Consider the following 16677-nt stretch of genomic DNA (forward strand, 5'->3'; position numbering starts at 1 on the left):
GCGAAGCGATGCGCGGGAGAGGGGCAGTAACCGAGCGACAGCCCGCGTGACTGCCCCTCTCCCCGACCCTCTCCCCGGGGGGGAGAGGGAGAAGCACTTACAGCGTCCGTTCGCGCAGTTCGACTTCGAACGTCTCCAGGAAGTCCCCGGGCTTGATGTCGACGAAGTTCGACGTGAAGGTCACGCCGCACTCCAAACCAGCGCGCACTTCGGCGACGTCGTCCTTGAAGCGACGCAGCGAGGCGATTTCGCCCTGGTAGATGATGACATCGGCGCGGGTGATACGCGCCTTGAGCGCCTTGCGGATATTGCCCTCGGTGACCAGCAGACCGGCGGCCTTGCCATGCTTGCCAGCCGAGAAGACCTCGCGGATTTCGGCGCGGCCGACAACCGTTTCGAATGCCTCGGGGCCAAGCTCGCCCGCCATGCCGGCGCGGATCTCGTCGATCAGGTCATAGATCACGTCGTAATATTTGAGCGCGACCTTCTGGCGTTCGGCGATTTCGCGCGCCTTGGCATTGGCGCGGACGTTGAAGCCGATGATCGGCGCGCCGCTGGCACCCGCCAGCGTCACGTCGCTCTCGGTGATGCCGCCGACGCCTGAATGCAGCACGCGCGCCTTGATGAGATCGGTCGAGATCTTGTTGATCGACGACACGATTGCCTCGACCGACCCTTGCGTGTCGGCCTTGACCACCAAAGGATATTCGATCGCCTGCTTTTCCTTGAGCGCGCTGAACATCGATTCGAGGCTGGCCGGGCCACCCCCGGTGCGCTTGCTGGTCATCACGCCTTGGCGATATTCGGCGACTTCGCGCGCACGCGCTTCGTTCTCGACCACCGACAGCGGATCGCCCGCACGCGGCACGCCCGAGAGACCGAGCACCTCGACCGGCATGGACGGACCGGCTTCCTTGATCTGCTGACCCTTGTCATTGGTCATTGCGCGTACCTTGCCGCTCTCGGCACCGACGACGAAGATGTCACCGACCTTGAGAGTGCCGCGGTTGACCAGGATCGTCGCGACCGGACCACGGCCCTTGTCGAGCTTGGCCTCGATCACGGTGCCTTCGGCGGCGCGATCGGGGTTCGCCTTCAACTCGAGCAGTTCGGCCTGGAGCTGGATCTTCTCGATCAGTTCGTCGAGCCCGGTCTTCTTGAGTGCCGAGACTTCGACATCCTGGACGTCGCCCGACATTTCTTCGACCACGACTTCGTACTGCAGCAGGGCTTCGCGCACCTTTTGCGGATTGGCGTCGTGCTTGTCGACCTTGTTGATCGCCACGATCATCGGCACGCCAGCCGCCTTGGTGTGGTTGATCGCCTCCACCGTCTGCGGCTTGATGCTGTCATCGGCTGCCACCACGAGCACGACGATGTCGGTCACATTGGCACCGCGCTGGCGCATTTCGGTGAAGGCTTCGTGGCCGGGCGTGTCGAGGAAGGTGATCTTCGACTTGTCCTTCAACGTCACCTGATAGGCACCGATATGCTGGGTGATGCCACCGGCCTCGCCCTTCACGACATCGGTGCCGCGCAAAGCGTCGAGCAGCGAGGTCTTGCCGTGGTCGACATGGCCCATGATCGTGACGACCGGCGGACGCGGACGCAGCGTGTCCTCGGGGTCGGTATCCGTCTCGACCGCGATATCGACGTCCGAATCGCTGACGCGCACGATGTTGTGGCCGAATTCGGTCACCAGCAGCTCGGCCGTATCCTGGTCGATCGTCTGCGTCATCGTGACGGGCATACCCATCTTGAACAGCGTCTTGACCAGATCCGCGCCCTTTTCCGCCATACGGTTGGCGAGCTCCTGAACGGTGATCGCTTCTGGCACGACGACGTCGCGGATCTGCTTGGCCTGCGCTTCACGCGGGCCGCCCATTCGGCGGTTTTCTTTCTCACGCGCACGCTTCAGCGCGGCGAGCGAGCGCGCACGCGCACCATCGCCATCGTTGAGCGCACGGTTGACGGTCAGCTTGCCGCCGCGACGCTCGTCGCCCTTGCGGTCGCGCTGGCCGGGACGCGACGGTGCTTCGCTGGCCGGGGCAGCAACGCCGACGGCGGGGCGCTTGGCAGCACCGGCCGCGCTGCTGGTTGTGGACGCGGGGGCTGCCTCGGGTGCCGGTGCGGGCGGGGGCGGCGGTGCCGGACGCGGACGCTCGGGGCGCGGCACTGGTGTGAACAGGCGCGGGGCCGGCAGCGAGGGATCGAGCAGCAAGCCGAGCGGACGCGGGGGAGCGGCTGGCGCGGGGGCCGGTGCTGGCGCGGCCACCGGGGCAGGCGTTGCTGCGACCGGAGCTGGGGCGGGTGCTGCTGCCACGGGCGCAGGTGTCGGCGCGGCTGGCGCTGGCGCTGCCTCAGCCGGAGCCGGGGCTTCCGCCACAGGGGCGACCGGCTCGGGCGCGGGCTGCGGCGTGGGATCGGGCGCAGCCGGGCTATCGGGCGCATCGCCTGCGCGGCGGTTTTCCTCGGCACGGCGGCGCTCTTCGGCTTGCGCCTCAAGACGGTCGCGCTCTTCGCGGCGGCGCGTTTCTTCCAGCGCGTTCATGCGCGCTTCGTCGGCTTCGCGCAGCAGCTTGGCCTGCAGTTCCTGGCGCGACAGCAAGGAATTGCCCGGCGAAACCGGCGCGGGGGCCGGGCGCGGCGGCGGTGCGGGCGGGGCAGGCGGGGCGGCGACGGCCGGAGCCGCATCCTCGACAACGGCGGCTTCGACCGGCGCACCGCCGGGGCCGAGCACGCGACGGCGCTTCACCTCGACCACAACGGTGTTCGACCGTCCGTGGCTGAAGCTCTGCTTGACCTTGCCGGTCTCGACCGTGCGCTTGAGCCCCAAGGGCTGACGCATTCCGAGTTTCGGCTTTTCGTTGTCGGTATCGCTCACTCAAATTCCTCGCATGTGTCTTCGTCAGCCGCAACGGGAGCGCCACTTCCCGCTGGGTTGGATATAAGCGCCGATGCGCCCTGCGACGGTGTTTCGCAAGGCACGAGGGCGGGGTGGGGTCCGATAAAATGCAGCCAGCGGTCGAGCGTTTCGCTCACCCGCCGCGCCGCATCGCGCTCCGTTAGGCCGATATGTACCACATTCTGCCGCCCCAGGGCCACGGCCAATATGGTGCGGCTGACCGGTAGTGCCAAGCCCCTGAGCGAACTGCCCTCTTCATCGTTGCCGATGCGCCAGGCCTGGTCGAGTTTGCGGTTGCCATCGGCACCGGCGTCGCTGGCGTGCAGCAGCAGATGCAACTTGCCCGAACGCGCTGCGGTTTCGATCTTTTCCGCACCCGTCACCAAATTTCCGGTGCGCGCCTCGAGGCCAAGCCGGTCGAGCGTCGCGCGCTCGAGCGCGGTGGCGATCATCGCGGGCAAATCGTCGGGGATCAGCACCGGGCCGGTCTTGAATGCTCGCGCGAGTGCGGCCTTCAGCTTGCCCTTGGTGATCGCGGTTTCCAACTCGGCCCGCGTCACACCTATCCACGCGCCGCGTCCGGGTGCCTTGGCACGCACGTCGGGCAACACATGCCCGTCGGGCGACAATGCGAGCCGCACCAGCGCCTCGCGCGGTGCACGCTCACCGAGCAGGATGCAGCGGCGGATGGCCCCGGTGGGATCGTCAGATTCGGAGGTCATGCGGCGACACCCCTTACAACCGTCACCCCGGCCTTGTGCCGGGGTCCACCGTTGCGCACATTCCGCGACCGATAGCTAAACGGCACGGTGGACCCCGGGACGAGCCCGGGGTGACGGAGGGAAGGATGCCCAGAGAGCGCGAACCGTGCGTCTATATCCTGGCGAGCGGTTTCAACGCTCGTCTCTATGTCGGGGTGACGTCCAATCTGATCGGTCGCATCCTGCAGCACCGCACCGGCACCTTTGACGGGTTCACGAAGCGCTACCAGATCAAGCGCCTCGTCTGGTTTGACGTGGCCGACACGATGGAGTCCGCCATCGTGACAGAAAAGCGCATCAAGAAATGGCCGCGCGACTTTAAGAAGAACCTGATCGAACGCGATAACCCTCATTGGGACGATTTGGCCGTCGCTTTGGGTTTGCCGCCGCTCGGATAAAGCTAGTCCGTCACCCCGGCCTTGTGCCGGGGTCCACAGCGTAGCGCGTCCCACGGCCCGCAGACTGTGAGGCCCGGTGGACCCCGGCACAGGGCCGGGGTGACGACGGTTCTGGCTGACCGCTAGCGTGTCATTGCGAGGATTCCGCATGAGCGTCCTCCTGCGGTTTGGGCGCATCACGGTCGGCGATCAATTGCCCGCCCGCCCCGTAATTTTCCGGGCTCACTTCCTCGATCACGATCTGCACCGCAGCCGGGTTCTTCCCCAGCCGCTGTACCAGCGACTGGGTGACATCGGCGACGATGGCGGACTTCTGGTCCTTGGTCGCCGTGCCGGCAAGGCGGATGCTGACGAACGGCATCAGGCTTCGCTCGCCTCCGTGCTTGCGTCGGTGGTTTCCTCATCGGTGAACCAGTGCGCGCGCGCGGCCATGATGATCTCATTGCCCTGGGCTTCGCTCAGGCCATATTCGCCGAGCACCCCGCCCTTGTCCTCGGCGCGCTTGGGCGCATCCTCGGCGCGGCGGCGCTGTTCCTGGCGCTTCTTCTGGATCAGCTCGTCGGTCGCCAGATCGGCGAGATCGTCGAGCGTCTTGATCCCGGCCTTGCCGAGCGTGACCAGCATCGCTTCGTTGAGGTGCGGCAGTGCGGCGAGATCGTCCTCGACGCCGAGCGCGCGGCGCTCCTCGCGATTGGCGGCTTCGCGGCGTTCGAGCGCTTCGGACGCGCGGCTCTGCAATTCGGCGGCGAGATCGTCGTCAAAGCCTTCGATCGAGGCGATTTCGTCGACTTCGACATAAGCGACTTCTTCCAGCGCGCCAAAGCCCTCGGCTACCAGCAGCTGTGCCAGCGTCTCGTCAACGTCCAGTTCGGTCTGGAACATCTCGGTGCGCTCGGCGAATTCCTTCTGGCGCTTCTCGCTGGCATCGGCCTCGGTCAGGATATCGATCGCCTTGCCGGTCAGCTGGCTGGCGAGGCGCACGTTCTGGCCGCGACGACCGATGGCGAGGCTGAGCTGATCGTCGGGGACGACGACTTCGATACGATCCTCTTCCTCGTCGATCACCACGCGGCTGACCGATGCCGGCTGCAGCGCATTGACGACGAAGGTCGCGGTGTCGGGCGACCACGGGATGATGTCGATCTTCTCGCCTTGCATTTCCTGCACCACCGCCTGCACGCGGCTACCCTTCATGCCGACGCACGCGCCGACCGGATCGATCGACGAATCATGGCTGATCACGCCGATCTTCGCGCGCGAACCCGGATCGCGGGCCGCAGCCTTGATCTCGATGATGCCGTCGTAAATTTCGGGCACTTCCTGCGCGAACAGCTTCTTCATGAAGTCGGGATGGGCGCGGCTGAGGAAAATCTGCGGGCCCCGGTTTTCCCGACGGACGTTGAGGATCAGCGAGCGGATGCGGTCGTTGACGCGCACCACTTCGCGCGGAATTTGCTGATCGCGGCGGATGACGCCTTCCGCGCGGCCCAGATCGACGACGACATGGCCGAACTCGACGCGCTTGACCACGCCGGTGATGATCTCACCCATGCGGTCCTTGAATTCTTCGAACTGGCGCTCGCGCTCCGCGTCGCGGACCTTTTGGAAGATCACCTGCTTGGCGGCCTGCGCGGCGATGCGGCCGAATTCGATCGGAGGCAGCGGGTCGACGATATAATCGCCGACGACTGCGCCCTTCTGGAGCTTCTGCGCTTCCTTCAGGTTCACCTGCTTGAAGTAATCGTCGACCGCCTCGACCACTTCGACGACGCGCCACAAGCGCAGGTCGCCGGTGACGGGGTCGAGCTTTGCACGAATGTCGTTCTCGGCACCGTAGCGCGCGCGGGCGGCGCGCTGGATCGCGTCTTCCATCGCCTCGATGACGATGCCCTTGTCGATCATCTTCTCGGTCGCGACGGCATTCGCAATGGCGATCAGCTCGGCGCGGTTGGCGGTAACGGCGGTGGCCATCAGTTCAGTCCTTCGTCTTCAGTGCCTTCGGGCACCAGTTCGTCTTCAATCTCGTCTGCGCCGTCGAGCGACAGCGGCCGGGTGGCGGCGATCAGCGCGTCGGTCAGCAACAATTTGGCGGTGCCGACCTGCGCGAAGGTAATCTCCATCTCGCCATGCTTCTGCACGTAAATGGTGATGCGGTCGTCGGTGACGCCCTTGAGCAGCCCGGTCAGCACCTTGCGCCCTTCAATAGGAGCAGCCAGCACGATCCGCGCCTCATGCCCGGTCCAGTCGGCGAAATCCTTCAGCCGGGTGAGCGGGCGGTCGATGCCGGGCGACGACACTTCGAGGCGATATTCCTCGGTGATCGGATCGCGACCCTCGGCCTCCAGCGCGTCGAGCACGTCCGAGATACGGCGCGACAAATCGGCACAATCCTCGATCGTGAGCTGGCGCGTATCGGGGCGTTCGGCCATCACTTGCAGGGTCAGGTCGCCCTTGCCGCCGAACAGCTTCACGCGCACGAGATCGAAGCCGAGTGCTGCGGCTTCGGGGGCGATCAACGCAGTCAGGTCGGGCGTGTCGGCCAAGATATGTCCCATGCAAAGGTCTTCGCTGCCGGAACCGGGTGGCTCCAGCCTCTTCACCTGGCGATGTAGAGAATATGCGTCGTATAAGCGCGTAGAGCGGCGCTGGCAAGCCATCCTGCATGTCACGCCGTTGCGTGGCGGAACAACTCAGGGGGGACGACGGTAGTGCTTTTGAAAAACCGGAGAGTGTTCATGCTGTCGTCGCGTCTGCCGCTCGTTATCGCCTTCGTCGCCACGACTGCCTGTTCGGCCCAGCCGCAGCAGAGCAGCACCACGCCGCCGGTGGCGTCACCGGGCGATCCGGCAACCCCAACGCCCTCGCCCAGCGCGCCGCCGGTGACCACGCTTCCTGACAATGCGCCCGATGCGACGGTTCCCAACGTTCCGGCGACCACCGGCCGCGCCAATCTCGCCGCGACTACGCCGCCCTTCGCGATACAGAAGATCGGCCAGTTCGCCGACCCGTTCGCGATTGCGATCCTGCCCGACGGATCGGCGCTGGTGACCGAGAAGGCCGGCAAGATCAAATGGCGGCACCCGGACGGCACGGTCGCCGACATCGGCGGCGTGCCGAAGGTGCTGAACGAGGGGCAGGGCGGGCTGCTCGATATCGCGCTCGCGCCCGATTTCGCGACGAGCAAGCTGGTCTATATCAGCTATTCCGAACCGCGCACCGGCGGGAGCAGCCTGGCGCTGGCACGCGGACAGTTCAGCGGGACCGCCTTGGTCAATGTGCAGGTGCTGTGGCGCGCGGGTTCGGACGGGGTTGGTGGGCAGTTCGGTGCCAATATCCTGTTCGCGCCCGACGGCCAGTCGCTCTATTTGTCGTCGGGCGAGCGTCAGCGCTTTACCCCCGCTCAGGACCCCGAGCAGCGGCTTGGCAAAATTCTCCGCCTGACGCTCGATGGCAAGGCGTGGCCGGGCAATCCGGATTACAAAGCGGGCGGCGCGCGCGCCGAAACGTGGAGCACCGGCCACCGCAACCCTTACGGCATGGTGTTCACCGCCGACGGGCATTTGTGGGAAGAGGAGATGGGGCCGAAGGGCGGAGACGAGCTCAATTTGATCCTGCCGGGGCGCAATTATGGTTGGCCGATCGTTTCGAACGGCGACAATTATAGCGGCAAGATGATCCCGGATCATCCCAGCCGACCCGATCTCGAGGCACCCAAATTGTGGTGGAATCCGTCAATCTCGCCGGGCGGGATGATCGTCTATTCGGGCACGATGTTTCCGCACTATCGCGGCAATCTGCTGATCGGGGCGTTGTCGGGTGAGGCGCTGATCCGCGTCTCGGTGTCTGGCGACACCGCCAAGGCCGAGGAGCAATGGGCGATGGGCGCGCGCATCCGTGACGTCGCCCAGGCCCCCGATGGCGCGATCTGGCTGCTGGAGGATGACGGCGCCTTGGTGCGGCTGACGCCGAAGGGGTAACCCCGCGTCGAGGTCGTTTAGGCGCGTACGATCAGATAGTTCATGCGCGCGGCGGCGATCGGTTTGTCCGCGTCGTCCTGCCAGGCGGTCGCCTCGACATTGGCGACGCGGCCGCCGAGTCGGGTGACGGATCCCCGGGCGAAGGTCGGCTTTTCGCGGCCACCGCGCATATAATCGACGGTCACGTTGATCGGCTTGATCTGGCCGCCGCCATCCTCCGCCAACGCACACCGCAAGGCGACGATCGCTGCCATCTCGAGCAATCCGCCAATTGCACCGCCGTGCAAATAGCCCGGCCGCCCAAGCAGCGTGTCGGCGCTGGGCATCAGCAACAGGGTCGGATCCGCTGCATCGGCAAGCGTGATACCGAGCAGTTCGGCATAGGGCGGCAACATCACGCGCGCTCCGCCGGGGCGTCGGTGAACATGAAGGTGCCAGCGACATGGGCCAGCGGATCGGTCGGATCGCCATCATGCGCCTGCCCGCGCACGAATGAGATCGAGCGGGTGATGCGGTAGCATTCGCCATGCCCGACCACCGCTTTGCCCGGTGTCGCGGGGCGCAGATAATCGATCCGCAGATCGAGCGTCGCATGCGGCCGGAAGCGCCCGAGCCGGGTCCACACCGCCAGGCTGGTCGCCATGTCCATCATCGTCAGGATCGGGCCGGAGGCGAGCACGCCGCGGTCGGGGTCGCCGATCAGCGCAGCTTGATAGGGGAGCTTCAACTCTACCCAATCGGGGCCGTGCGCGTGATAGCTGAGCTTCAGCAAGCCGCCATGCCCGCCCACGCCATGGCGGATGAAGCGCTGAGGATCGAAAGGCGGCAAGGTCTCGGGCGTCATTGTGCTCGCGATGTACTGCAATGCAGCACCGGCGCAAGCGCGTTGGTGGACGCGCCGAAAGAGTGTGGGGGCGGTCACCCCGCGATATTACACCGAATTAACTCCTCGACTGTGCCTCTGCGCGCTTAGCATCGGATGGCCGGTCGATCCGGCGCATTGTTGATGGACAAAAGGGAGGCGCGCGATGGATATCTTTAACCTCGACATCAACCAGATCGTAGATCTTGGAACGCAGATCGGCACCAGCGGAGCGATCCGCACCCTCGAATTGGTTGGCGATGATGTGTTTGACTACATCATAGGTGTCGCGATCCTGATCTATGAAATTTACCCGAATGGTTGAGCGCAGCGCGCTCGATGCGGCGGCGGCACGGTCTTTTGCCGCCGCCGCCCGTTTTCGGGCGAGCGAGCCGTATCGTGCGCTGGAGGCAGCATTCTCTGTCCCGGCGGTGGAGGATGCGGTGGTCGCGGTGCTGGCCGATACGGGCTGGGTCGGTGCGCTGATCGCGCCGCTTGTCGCTGCTTTGAGCGACGATCCATGGTTCGAGCCTCCCTTTCGCGTCGCGCGCGATGGCCTGCGGATCGGGACCGTGGTGTACGAAAACCCGGTCGTCTCCATTGCAGCGACGGTGCTGTCGGCGGACGCGTTGGCGGTTTTGCCTCCGCCGCAAACGGTGGTGGTGCCGGGACGCCTGACCTTGATGCGGTATGTCCGTGCCGGAGAGGCACGGTTGCGGTTGTGGGATGCCGAGCCGATGGGCCCGGATTTCTCGGCGGCGACGGCGCGACCGTGCAGCGCCGCCCCAGATCTTGTGCTGCGCGATGGCGCGGTGGTGCGTCTGGACGGACGCACGCGCGGCCATTTGATCGACGGCGCGCGGAGCGATGTGGTGACGCTCAACGCAACGATCCGGACTGAAACGGCCCCTTACGCACGCGAATATGCGATCGAGACGGGTGCCTTGGTGCGCGTAGCGACCAATGACGATCGGGCCGCGCGCACGCAGATGTTGCTCGCCTATCTCCGCCTGGCGCAACGCCCTGGAGCGCAAGAGCGCTTCGCCGCCGCGACACGCGACCCCGCCTTCTTCCTGCGGTGGGGCGCGATGCGCGAGTGGCTGGCGATCGACACGCGCGCGGCGTTGCCACGCCTGCGGGAAATGGCGGAGGCGGACCCCAATGCCGAGGTGCGCGCGGCGGCGACCGCGACATTGGCGCTGGTTGAAGAGCGAATCGCTGCCTGATGCCGCGCTTGCTCGATCCCGGTGACGGCGACGCGATCGGCCTCGACGATCTGGTCGCGACGCTCGATGAGACACCGTTCGATGCCCGCGACGAGGATTCGCTTGCAGCTCTGGGGCCGCTTTTGGCGCGGCTCGGGCGCAACCGCGACTTCCTGGCCGATCTCGTGATTGCGGAACTGGAGGACCGCTGTTCGGGGCAGTCGAACGGCAATTCCTATGGCGCGCAGGTGTTCCTGTTGCGGCCGGCCAATGGCCGTTATGTGTTGCGTGCCAATTTCTGGCCGGCCCGCAACGATGCGGTTGTGCGCGCGAGCGGCACCGCGCCGTTCTTCTACGATCTGCCGCACGACCATAATTTCTCGTTCCTGACCGTCGGCTATCAGGGGCCGGGCTATTGGAGCGATTATTACGATTATGACGTCGATGCCGTGACCGGCTTGCCCGGCGAAGTCGCGGGCCTGCGATTTGTCGAGCGATCGCGGCTCGAACCGGGCAAGGTGTTGCTGTATCGCGCGCGGCGCGACGTACACCGGCAATTGCCGCCCGACAGCTTGTCGGTGTCGCTCAATATCCTTGCTTACGACCGCGCTCAACCATGGTGCGACCAATTCCGCTTCGACGTGACGGGAGGCACGATTGCCGAGGGGCTGACCACGGCCCCTTCCGAGGCGTTGGTCGCGCTCGCGGTGCATTTTGCGGGCGAGCATGGGGTGGCGCTCGCTGATGAATTGGCGACGCGTCACCCGGCTCCCCGCATGCGCGTGACGGCGCTGCGGGCGCTGGCTTCGCGCCACGCCGGGGAGGCGGAGCGGCGCGCAGTGCTCGCACGCGGTCTGGGCGATCCCGATGGCTATGTCGCGGGCTATGCTCGGCAAGCCCTTTTGGGTCCAAAACGGATTTAAAGCACAGCATTTGCGCATTTGGCGGCTGTTAAACAGGAGCGGTGGAACCCGTTCTGGCCTTGGGCCCGCACCGTCCCGGACTTGGTGTGGAGGCAGCGAAGCGCGGCCTTCATCTCGTGGCGGATGGATCGTCCGCGCGCGCCGGGGTGCAGTTCCTCCGCGGGACGGGCTGGGTAGCCGATATCCCCATGCTCGTGGTGGTTGCAGGGGACGACGCAGCGGTGGCGGCCGCGATCGACGCAGGTGCCGATGATGCGGTTGCATCGTCGGCCAGCGATGCGCTGATCGCCGCGCGGTTGGCGGCGCTGGTGCGGCGTGCGCCGGGGCGGCTTCGGCTTGGCGCGTTGGAAATCGATCTAGTCGAGCGTCGCGTTTTGCGCTCGGGACATACGCTCGATTTATTGCCGCGCGAATATCGCCTGCTGCTGCATCTGGCCGAACATGCTGGGCAAGTGGTGCTTCACGACGAATTGCGGCGGGCGGTGTGGGGGCTGGATTTTCATCCCGGCACCAATGTCGTTGCGGTGCATGTGTCACGGTTGCGGGCCAAGCTGGATCGGGGATTCGCGGCACCGTTGCTGCACACCGAAAAGGGCGTGGGCTACCGCCTTGCCGTGCCGGAAAACGCGGTATAGCTTCGCGTTTCAAAACGAAAACGAAATAGCCGGTGAGAGGGCCCTGATATGTCGCACCCGAGCGTTCACGCGCGGACCGATCCCGCGAAACCCGCGCTGATCGTCGCTGAGACGGGCGAGACGATCAGCTTCGGCGCGCTCGACGCACGGTCCAATCGCGCGGCGCATGTGTTCCGTGCGCGCGGGTTGAAGGTTGGCGACACGATCGCCCTGTGCCTGGAGAACGCGCCCGAATTTTACGACATCGCCTGGGGTGCGCAGCGCGCCGGACTGTTTTTCGTGTGCATCTCGACCAAGCTCACCGCTCCGGAAGTTGACTATATCCTGCGCGATTCGGGGGCGGCGCTGATCGTGCTGTCTGCCAGTCTGGCGAACGTGGCGGCGGGGCTGCCCGGCGACGTCGAACGTTTTTCGGTCGGGGGTTCCATTGAGGGCTGGGAAGCGTGGGAGAGTGCTGTAGCCGCCATGCCCGACACGCCGATCGCCGATGAGCGTGCCGGGATCGACATGCTCTATTCCTCGGGCACCACCGGACGCCCCAAGGGTGTGCGCGTCGCCTTGCCCGAAGACCCCGATATCGCGGGTGCGACCGTGCTCGAAATGCTCGCGCGCGGGCTTTACGGCCTTGGCCCCGACAGCATCTATCTCAGCCCCGCGCCGCTCTATCATGCCGCACCCTTGCGCTGGTCGATGACGGTGCAGCGGCTGGGCGGTACGGTGGTGATGATGGAGCATTTCGATCCCGAGCGCGCGCTTGCCGCGATCGAACGCTATCACGTCAACGCCAGCCAGTGGGTGCCGACGCATTTCGTGCGGATGCTGAAGCTCGATGACGCGACTCGTGCCCGTTATGACCTGTCGAGTCTCAAGGTCGCGATCCATGCGGCCGCGCCGTGCCCGGTGCCGGTGAAGGAGGCGATGATCGCCTGGTGGGGCCCCGTGCTGTACGAATATTATGCCGGGTCGGAAGGCAATGGCCTGACCACGATCGCCTCGCCCGAATGGCTGACGCACAAGGGTTCGGTCGGCAAGGCAGCCTATGGCGTGCTGCACATTTGCGATGAACAGGGCGAGGATTTGCCGCCGGGTTCCGAGGGGCTGGTCTATTTCGAAGGCGGCGGCGCGTTCGAATATCATAATGACCCCGCCAAGACCGCCGAGGCGCGCAATGCGCGCGGCTGGTCGACGCTCGGCGATATCGGGCGGATGGATGCGGAAGGGTATCTCTACCTCACCGACCGCAAGAGCTTCATGATCATCTCTGGCGGAGTGAACATCTACCCGCAGGAAATCGAGAACCGGCTGATCACGCATCCGCGCGTTGCCGATGCCGCGGTGATCGGGGGGCCCTGCCCCGAAATGGGCGAGCGCGTCGTGGCGGTGGTGCAGCCAGTCGACATGGCCGAGGCAGGCGAAGCGCTGGCGGCGGAGTTGACCGCGTGGTGCCGCGCCGAACTGTCTGGCGTAAAAACCCCGCGCCAGATCGATTTCGCGGTGGAATTGCCGCGCCATGCCACCGGAAAATTGTACAAAAGGCTGCTTCGCGACCGTTATTGGGGCGAAACCGGGAGTAAGATCGTATGAACGACCGCGTATCCACCACCATCGAGCACCACGTTGCCGACGTGCGGCTGACCCGCGCCGACAAGATGAACGCGATCGACCCGGCGATGTTCGAGGGGATTGGCGCGGCGATCGACGCGCTCGCCCCCCGCAAGGATGTGCGCGCGGTGGTGCTGTCGGGCGAGGGCAAGGCGTTCTGCGCCGGGCTCGACATGACCAGCATGGCGGGTGGCGGCTCGGGCCTGTCGCGCGTCGACCGCAACGCGCAGGGCGCAATTTTGCCGCAGCATGTGACCTGGGGCTGGCGTAACCTGCCGGTGCCGGTGATTGCGGCGGTGCATGGTGTCGCCTTTGGCGGGGGCTTCCAGATCATGTCGGGCGCGGACATCCGCATCGCGGCACCGGGCACGCGCTTTTCGATCCGCGAACTCTATTGGGGGCTGGTGCCCGACATGGCAGGTTTCCCGATCTGGCGCGGGCTGGTGCGTGACGACGTGCTGCGCGAACTGATCTACACCGCGCGCGAATTCGATGCCGAGGAAGCGCTGCACCACGGCTTCATCACCCGCATCGCCGAGGATCCGCACGTGGCCGCAATGGCGCTGGCACACGACATTGCCGCCAAGAGCCCCAATGCGATCCGCGGGGCAAAGCGCTTGTGCAACATGGCGTTCGATGCCGATCCGCTGGCGATGCTGGAGGCCGAAACCGCCGAGCAGATCGCGGTAATCGGTCAGCCGCCGATGATGGAGCAAGTCGCCGCCAACATCCAGAAGCGCCCGGCAGTGTTCCACGACGCGGATTGAGTGGCGGGGTTACGCCCGAATGCGGTGCGCCTCTAGCCCGGCGCGGAATTCCGGGGGCAGTTCGGTCAGGCCGCCGCTGGCGCTCATCACCAGCACCACGTCGGCGGTGGCGATGCATTCGCCTTTCTGGAAGGCGGCGGCGAGGATGCTCCAGCTGCGGTTGCCGATCTCGCCAATGCCGCTGGCGATCTCGACATCGTCGGGGAAGAAACCCTCGCCCAGATAATTGATCTCGAGCTTGGCGACGAGCCAGCGATGGCCCGACCATCCGGTCAAGTTCATCGCACGGTTGAAGCGCACGCGGCCGCTTTCGAACAGACCGGCCATCGCGACATTGTTGATATGGCCCAGCACGTCGAGATCCTGGAAGCGCGTCTGGATCGTCTCGCGGTGCGGATAGCTGGCGGGGTCGAGGCGATGGGGGGCAGGGCGGGGCATGAAGGTTCCTTATTCCCCTCCCGCTTGCGGGAGGGGTTAGGGGAGGGGCGTGGGGCAGGTGCGAGGGAATCATTTTCCCTCCCCCAGCCCCTCCCGCACGCGGGAGGGGAGATGTTACCGCGGCGCCATGCGGATCGCGCCGTCGAGGCGGACATCCTCGCCGTTGAAATAGCTGTTCTCGACCATGGCGAGCGCGAGCTTGGCATATTCCTCGGGCTTGCCGAGCCGCTTGGGGAAGGGGACCGAGGCGGCGAGATTGTCCTTCACTTGCTGCGGCGCGCCCTGCATCAGCGGCGTCTCGAAAATGCCCGGCAGGATCGTGTTGACGCGAATGCCCTCGCCCATCAGGTCGCGCGCGATCGGCAGTGTCATGCCGACGACACCGCCCTTGGACGCGGAATAGGCGGCTTGCCCGATCTGGCCGTCCTCGGCGGCGACGCTGGCGGTCATCACGATCGCACCGCGCTCGCCATCTTCGCCCGGCTCCAGCGTCAGCATCCCCGCGGCCGATTTGGCGACGCAGCGGAAGGTGCCGACCAGGTTGATCTGGATGAGCCAGTCGAACGCGGCCAGGCTGAAATGCTTGATGCTGCCGTCTTCCTTCGATCGGCTGGCGGTCTTCATCGCATTGCCGGTGCCCGCGCAGCAGACCAGCACCGCTTCCTGCCCATGCGCCGCGCGCGCTTTGGCGAAACCGGCGTCGACCGAGTCCTCCGAGGTCACGTTCACTTCGCAGAACACCCCGCCGATTTCGGCGGCGACAGCTTCGCCTTTTTCGGTCTGCAGATCGAAGATCGCGACCTTCACCCCCTTGGCGGCAAGCGCGCGGGCAGTGGCGGCACCCAGGCCGGAGGCCCCGCCGGTGACGACGGCGGCTTTGGTGGAATCGAGATTCATGAGGTCTCCCCTACTTCGTCGCCCCGGCGGAGGCCGGGGCCGCTTTGGTGTGTGCAGTGCCGGTGTTGCGCTTCGCAACGTGGCGGCCCCGGCCTTCGCCGGGGCGACGCCGTGGTCAAACCCGCTCGATGATCGTCACATTGGCGATGCCGCCGCCCTCGCACATCGTCTGCAGGCCGTACCGCCCGCCCGATTTCTTCAGCGCATGCACCATGGTCGCCATCAACTTGGTGCCCGAGGCCCCCAGCGGATGCCCGAGCGCGATTGCGCCGCCATTGACGTTCAACTTGGCATGGTCTGCGCCGACATGCTTCAGCCAAGCGAGCGGCACCGGCGCGAAGGCTTCGTTGACTTCGTACAAGTCGATGTCGTCGATCTTCATGCCGGCCCGCTGCAACGCGCGGTCGGTCGCGAAGAGCGGTTCTTCCAGCATGATCACCGGGTCGCCGCCCGTCACCGTCAAGTTCACGATCCGCGCGATCGGGGTGAGCCCATACGCCTTCAGCGCGGCTTCGCTGACGATCAGCACCGCGCTGGCGCCGTCGCAAATCTGGCTGGCATTGGCGGCGGAGATGCTGCCGCCTTCCTGCAGCAGCTTGACAGACCCGATGCTCTCCAACGTTGCGTCGAAGCGGATGCCTTCATCGGTGGCATGGGCGACGACGCCTTCGGGCGTCTCGATGTCGAGCGCGATGATCTCATCGGCGAAGGCCCCGCGCTCGGTCGCAGCGGCGGCGCGGCGGTGGCTTTCGAGCGCGAAAGCGTCGAGCTGGGCCCGGTCGAAACCGTGCTTCTTGACGATCATTTCTGCACCCATGAACTGGCTGAACAGGATGCCGGGATATTTCTCCTCCAGCCGGGGCGATTTGTAATTGCCGAGCCCCTCTTTCATGAACAGCGTCGCGGTCGATCCCATCGGCACGCGCGTCATGCTCTCCACGCCTGCCGCGATGACGATATCCTGCGTGCCCGACATTACCGCCTGCGCGGCGAACTGCATTGCCTGTTGCGATGAGCCGCATTGCCGGTCGATCGATACGGCGGGGACGCTGTCGGGCAGGTTCTTGGCGGCGAGCACGGCGTTGCGGCCGACTTGCCCGGCCTGCTGCCCGCCCTGCATCACGCAGCCCATGATCACATCATCGACCGCAGCGCCATCGATGCCGGTGCGCGCGACGATCGCATCCAGCACTGCCGCTGCCATGTCGACCGGGTGCCAACCGGCGAGTTTACCGCCGCGTTTGCCGCCAGCGGTGCGCACCGCATCCACGATATATGCCTCGGCCATGCTCGACTCTCCATATCCG

18 protein-coding genes are annotated in these 16677 nt (G+C 65.7%); 8 read left to right on the top strand and 10 right to left on the bottom strand.

All coding sequences use genetic code 11. The features are described from left to right. Positions 1 to 97: 97 nt before the first annotated feature. Positions 98 to 2884: a translation initiation factor IF-2 gene (gene infB / locus EJC47_RS03430; protein WP_126845497.1), complete on the bottom strand. Its 2787-nt coding sequence runs from the start codon at positions 2882 to 2884 to the stop codon at positions 98 to 100. Next, positions 2881 to 3627: a DUF448 domain-containing protein gene (locus EJC47_RS03435; RefSeq protein ID WP_126845498.1), complete on the bottom strand. Its 747-nt coding sequence runs from the start codon at positions 3625 to 3627 to the stop codon at positions 2881 to 2883. Before EJC47_RS03435 ends, infB begins: the two co-directional genes overlap by 4 nt. 125 nt (positions 3628 to 3752) lie before the next feature. Here EJC47_RS03435 and EJC47_RS03440 point away from each other — a divergent pair, with 125 nt between their 5' ends. Then, positions 3753 to 4064: a GIY-YIG nuclease family protein gene (locus EJC47_RS03440; RefSeq protein ID WP_126845499.1), complete on the top strand. Its 312-nt coding sequence runs from the start codon at positions 3753 to 3755 to the stop codon at positions 4062 to 4064. A 130-nt stretch (positions 4065 to 4194) separates the two neighbouring features. On the opposite strand, the gene EJC47_RS03445 is transcribed toward EJC47_RS03440, so the two are convergent. From EJC47_RS03445 to rimP, 3 genes are read right to left on the bottom strand one after another with little or no spacing between them, the layout of a single operon-like run. After that, complete coding sequence (locus EJC47_RS03445) at positions 4195 to 4425, bottom strand: tautomerase family protein (protein ID WP_033964443.1); 231 nt, start codon at positions 4423 to 4425, stop codon at positions 4195 to 4197. After that, the gene (nusA, locus tag EJC47_RS03450; RefSeq protein ID WP_033964442.1) at positions 4425 to 6035 is read right to left on the bottom strand and encodes a transcription termination factor NusA; all 1611 of its coding nucleotides are present in this window, start codon (positions 6033 to 6035) and stop codon (positions 4425 to 4427) included. The genes EJC47_RS03445 and nusA overlap by 1 nt, the downstream gene beginning before the upstream one ends. Next, entirely contained in the window at positions 6035 to 6619 is a 585-nt protein-coding gene (gene rimP / locus EJC47_RS03455) for a ribosome maturation protein RimP (protein ID WP_260591461.1), read from the bottom strand. The genes nusA and rimP overlap by 1 nt, the downstream gene beginning before the upstream one ends. A 180-nt stretch (positions 6620 to 6799) precedes the next feature. On the opposite strand from rimP, the gene EJC47_RS03460 reads away from it, so the two are divergent. Next, positions 6800 to 8041, top strand: a complete 1242-nt coding sequence (locus EJC47_RS03460; protein ID WP_126845501.1) for a PQQ-dependent sugar dehydrogenase — start codon at positions 6800 to 6802, stop codon at positions 8039 to 8041. 17 nt (positions 8042 to 8058) lie between these two features. On the opposite strand, the gene EJC47_RS03465 is transcribed toward EJC47_RS03460, so the two are convergent. Then, positions 8059 to 8436 carry a PaaI family thioesterase gene (locus tag EJC47_RS03465; RefSeq protein ID WP_033964441.1) on the bottom strand — a complete coding sequence of 126 codons (378 nt, stop codon included), beginning with the start codon at positions 8434 to 8436 and terminating at the stop codon, positions 8059 to 8061. Further along, on the bottom strand, positions 8436 to 8885 hold the full coding sequence (locus EJC47_RS03470) for a PaaI family thioesterase (protein WP_126845502.1): 450 nt from the start codon (positions 8883 to 8885) through the stop codon (positions 8436 to 8438). Before EJC47_RS03470 ends, EJC47_RS03465 begins: the two co-directional genes overlap by 1 nt. Positions 8886 to 9069: 184 nt before the next feature. Here EJC47_RS03470 and EJC47_RS20960 point away from each other — a divergent pair, with 184 nt between their 5' ends. Genes EJC47_RS20960 through EJC47_RS03495 form a run of 6 tightly spaced genes read left to right on the top strand, consistent with a single transcriptional unit; the run spans position 9070 to position 14035 of the window. After that, entirely contained in the window at positions 9070 to 9228 is a 159-nt protein-coding gene (locus EJC47_RS20960; protein ID WP_156142986.1) for a hypothetical protein, read from the top strand. Beyond that, positions 9221 to 10129: a hypothetical protein gene (locus tag EJC47_RS03475; RefSeq protein WP_126845503.1), complete on the top strand. Its 909-nt coding sequence runs from the start codon at positions 9221 to 9223 to the stop codon at positions 10127 to 10129. The genes EJC47_RS20960 and EJC47_RS03475 overlap by 8 nt, the downstream gene beginning before the upstream one ends. Next, positions 10129 to 11031 carry a transposase gene (locus EJC47_RS03480; RefSeq protein ID WP_126845504.1) on the top strand — a complete coding sequence of 301 codons (903 nt, stop codon included), beginning with the start codon at positions 10129 to 10131 and terminating at the stop codon, positions 11029 to 11031. The genes EJC47_RS03475 and EJC47_RS03480 overlap by 1 nt, the downstream gene beginning before the upstream one ends. A gap of 41 nt (positions 11032 to 11072) precedes the next feature. Continuing rightward, positions 11073 to 11666 carry a winged helix-turn-helix domain-containing protein gene (locus tag EJC47_RS03485; protein WP_126845505.1) on the top strand — a complete coding sequence of 198 codons (594 nt, stop codon included), beginning with the start codon at positions 11073 to 11075 and terminating at the stop codon, positions 11664 to 11666. 48 nt (positions 11667 to 11714) lie between these two features. Then, a complete protein-coding gene (locus EJC47_RS03490; protein ID WP_126845506.1) occupies positions 11715 to 13250 on the top strand; it encodes an acyl-CoA synthetase in 1536 nt (511 codons plus the stop codon). Continuing rightward, positions 13247 to 14035: a crotonase/enoyl-CoA hydratase family protein gene (locus EJC47_RS03495; protein ID WP_126845507.1), complete on the top strand. Its 789-nt coding sequence runs from the start codon at positions 13247 to 13249 to the stop codon at positions 14033 to 14035. The genes EJC47_RS03490 and EJC47_RS03495 overlap by 4 nt, the downstream gene beginning before the upstream one ends. Positions 14036 to 14044: 9 nt before the next feature. Here EJC47_RS03495 and EJC47_RS03500 read toward each other — a convergent pair whose 3' ends face one another. The 3 genes from EJC47_RS03500 to EJC47_RS03510 all read right to left on the bottom strand — a co-directional run bounded on the left by EJC47_RS03500 (position 14045) and on the right by EJC47_RS03510 (position 16658). Further along, positions 14045 to 14473: an acyl-CoA thioesterase gene (locus EJC47_RS03500; protein ID WP_126845508.1), complete on the bottom strand. Its 429-nt coding sequence runs from the start codon at positions 14471 to 14473 to the stop codon at positions 14045 to 14047. Between the two features lie 114 nt (positions 14474 to 14587). Further along, positions 14588 to 15370 carry an SDR family NAD(P)-dependent oxidoreductase gene (locus tag EJC47_RS03505; RefSeq protein WP_126845509.1) on the bottom strand — a complete coding sequence of 261 codons (783 nt, stop codon included), beginning with the start codon at positions 15368 to 15370 and terminating at the stop codon, positions 14588 to 14590. A gap of 115 nt (positions 15371 to 15485) precedes the next feature. Next, on the bottom strand, positions 15486 to 16658 hold the full coding sequence (locus tag EJC47_RS03510; protein WP_126845510.1) for an acetyl-CoA C-acetyltransferase: 1173 nt from the start codon (positions 16656 to 16658) through the stop codon (positions 15486 to 15488). Positions 16659 to 16677: the final 19 nt, after the last annotated feature.

It is taken from the genome of Sphingomonas sp. TF3 (assembly GCF_003985085.1).
Taxonomy (GTDB): domain Bacteria; phylum Pseudomonadota; class Alphaproteobacteria; order Sphingomonadales; family Sphingomonadaceae; genus Sphingomonas.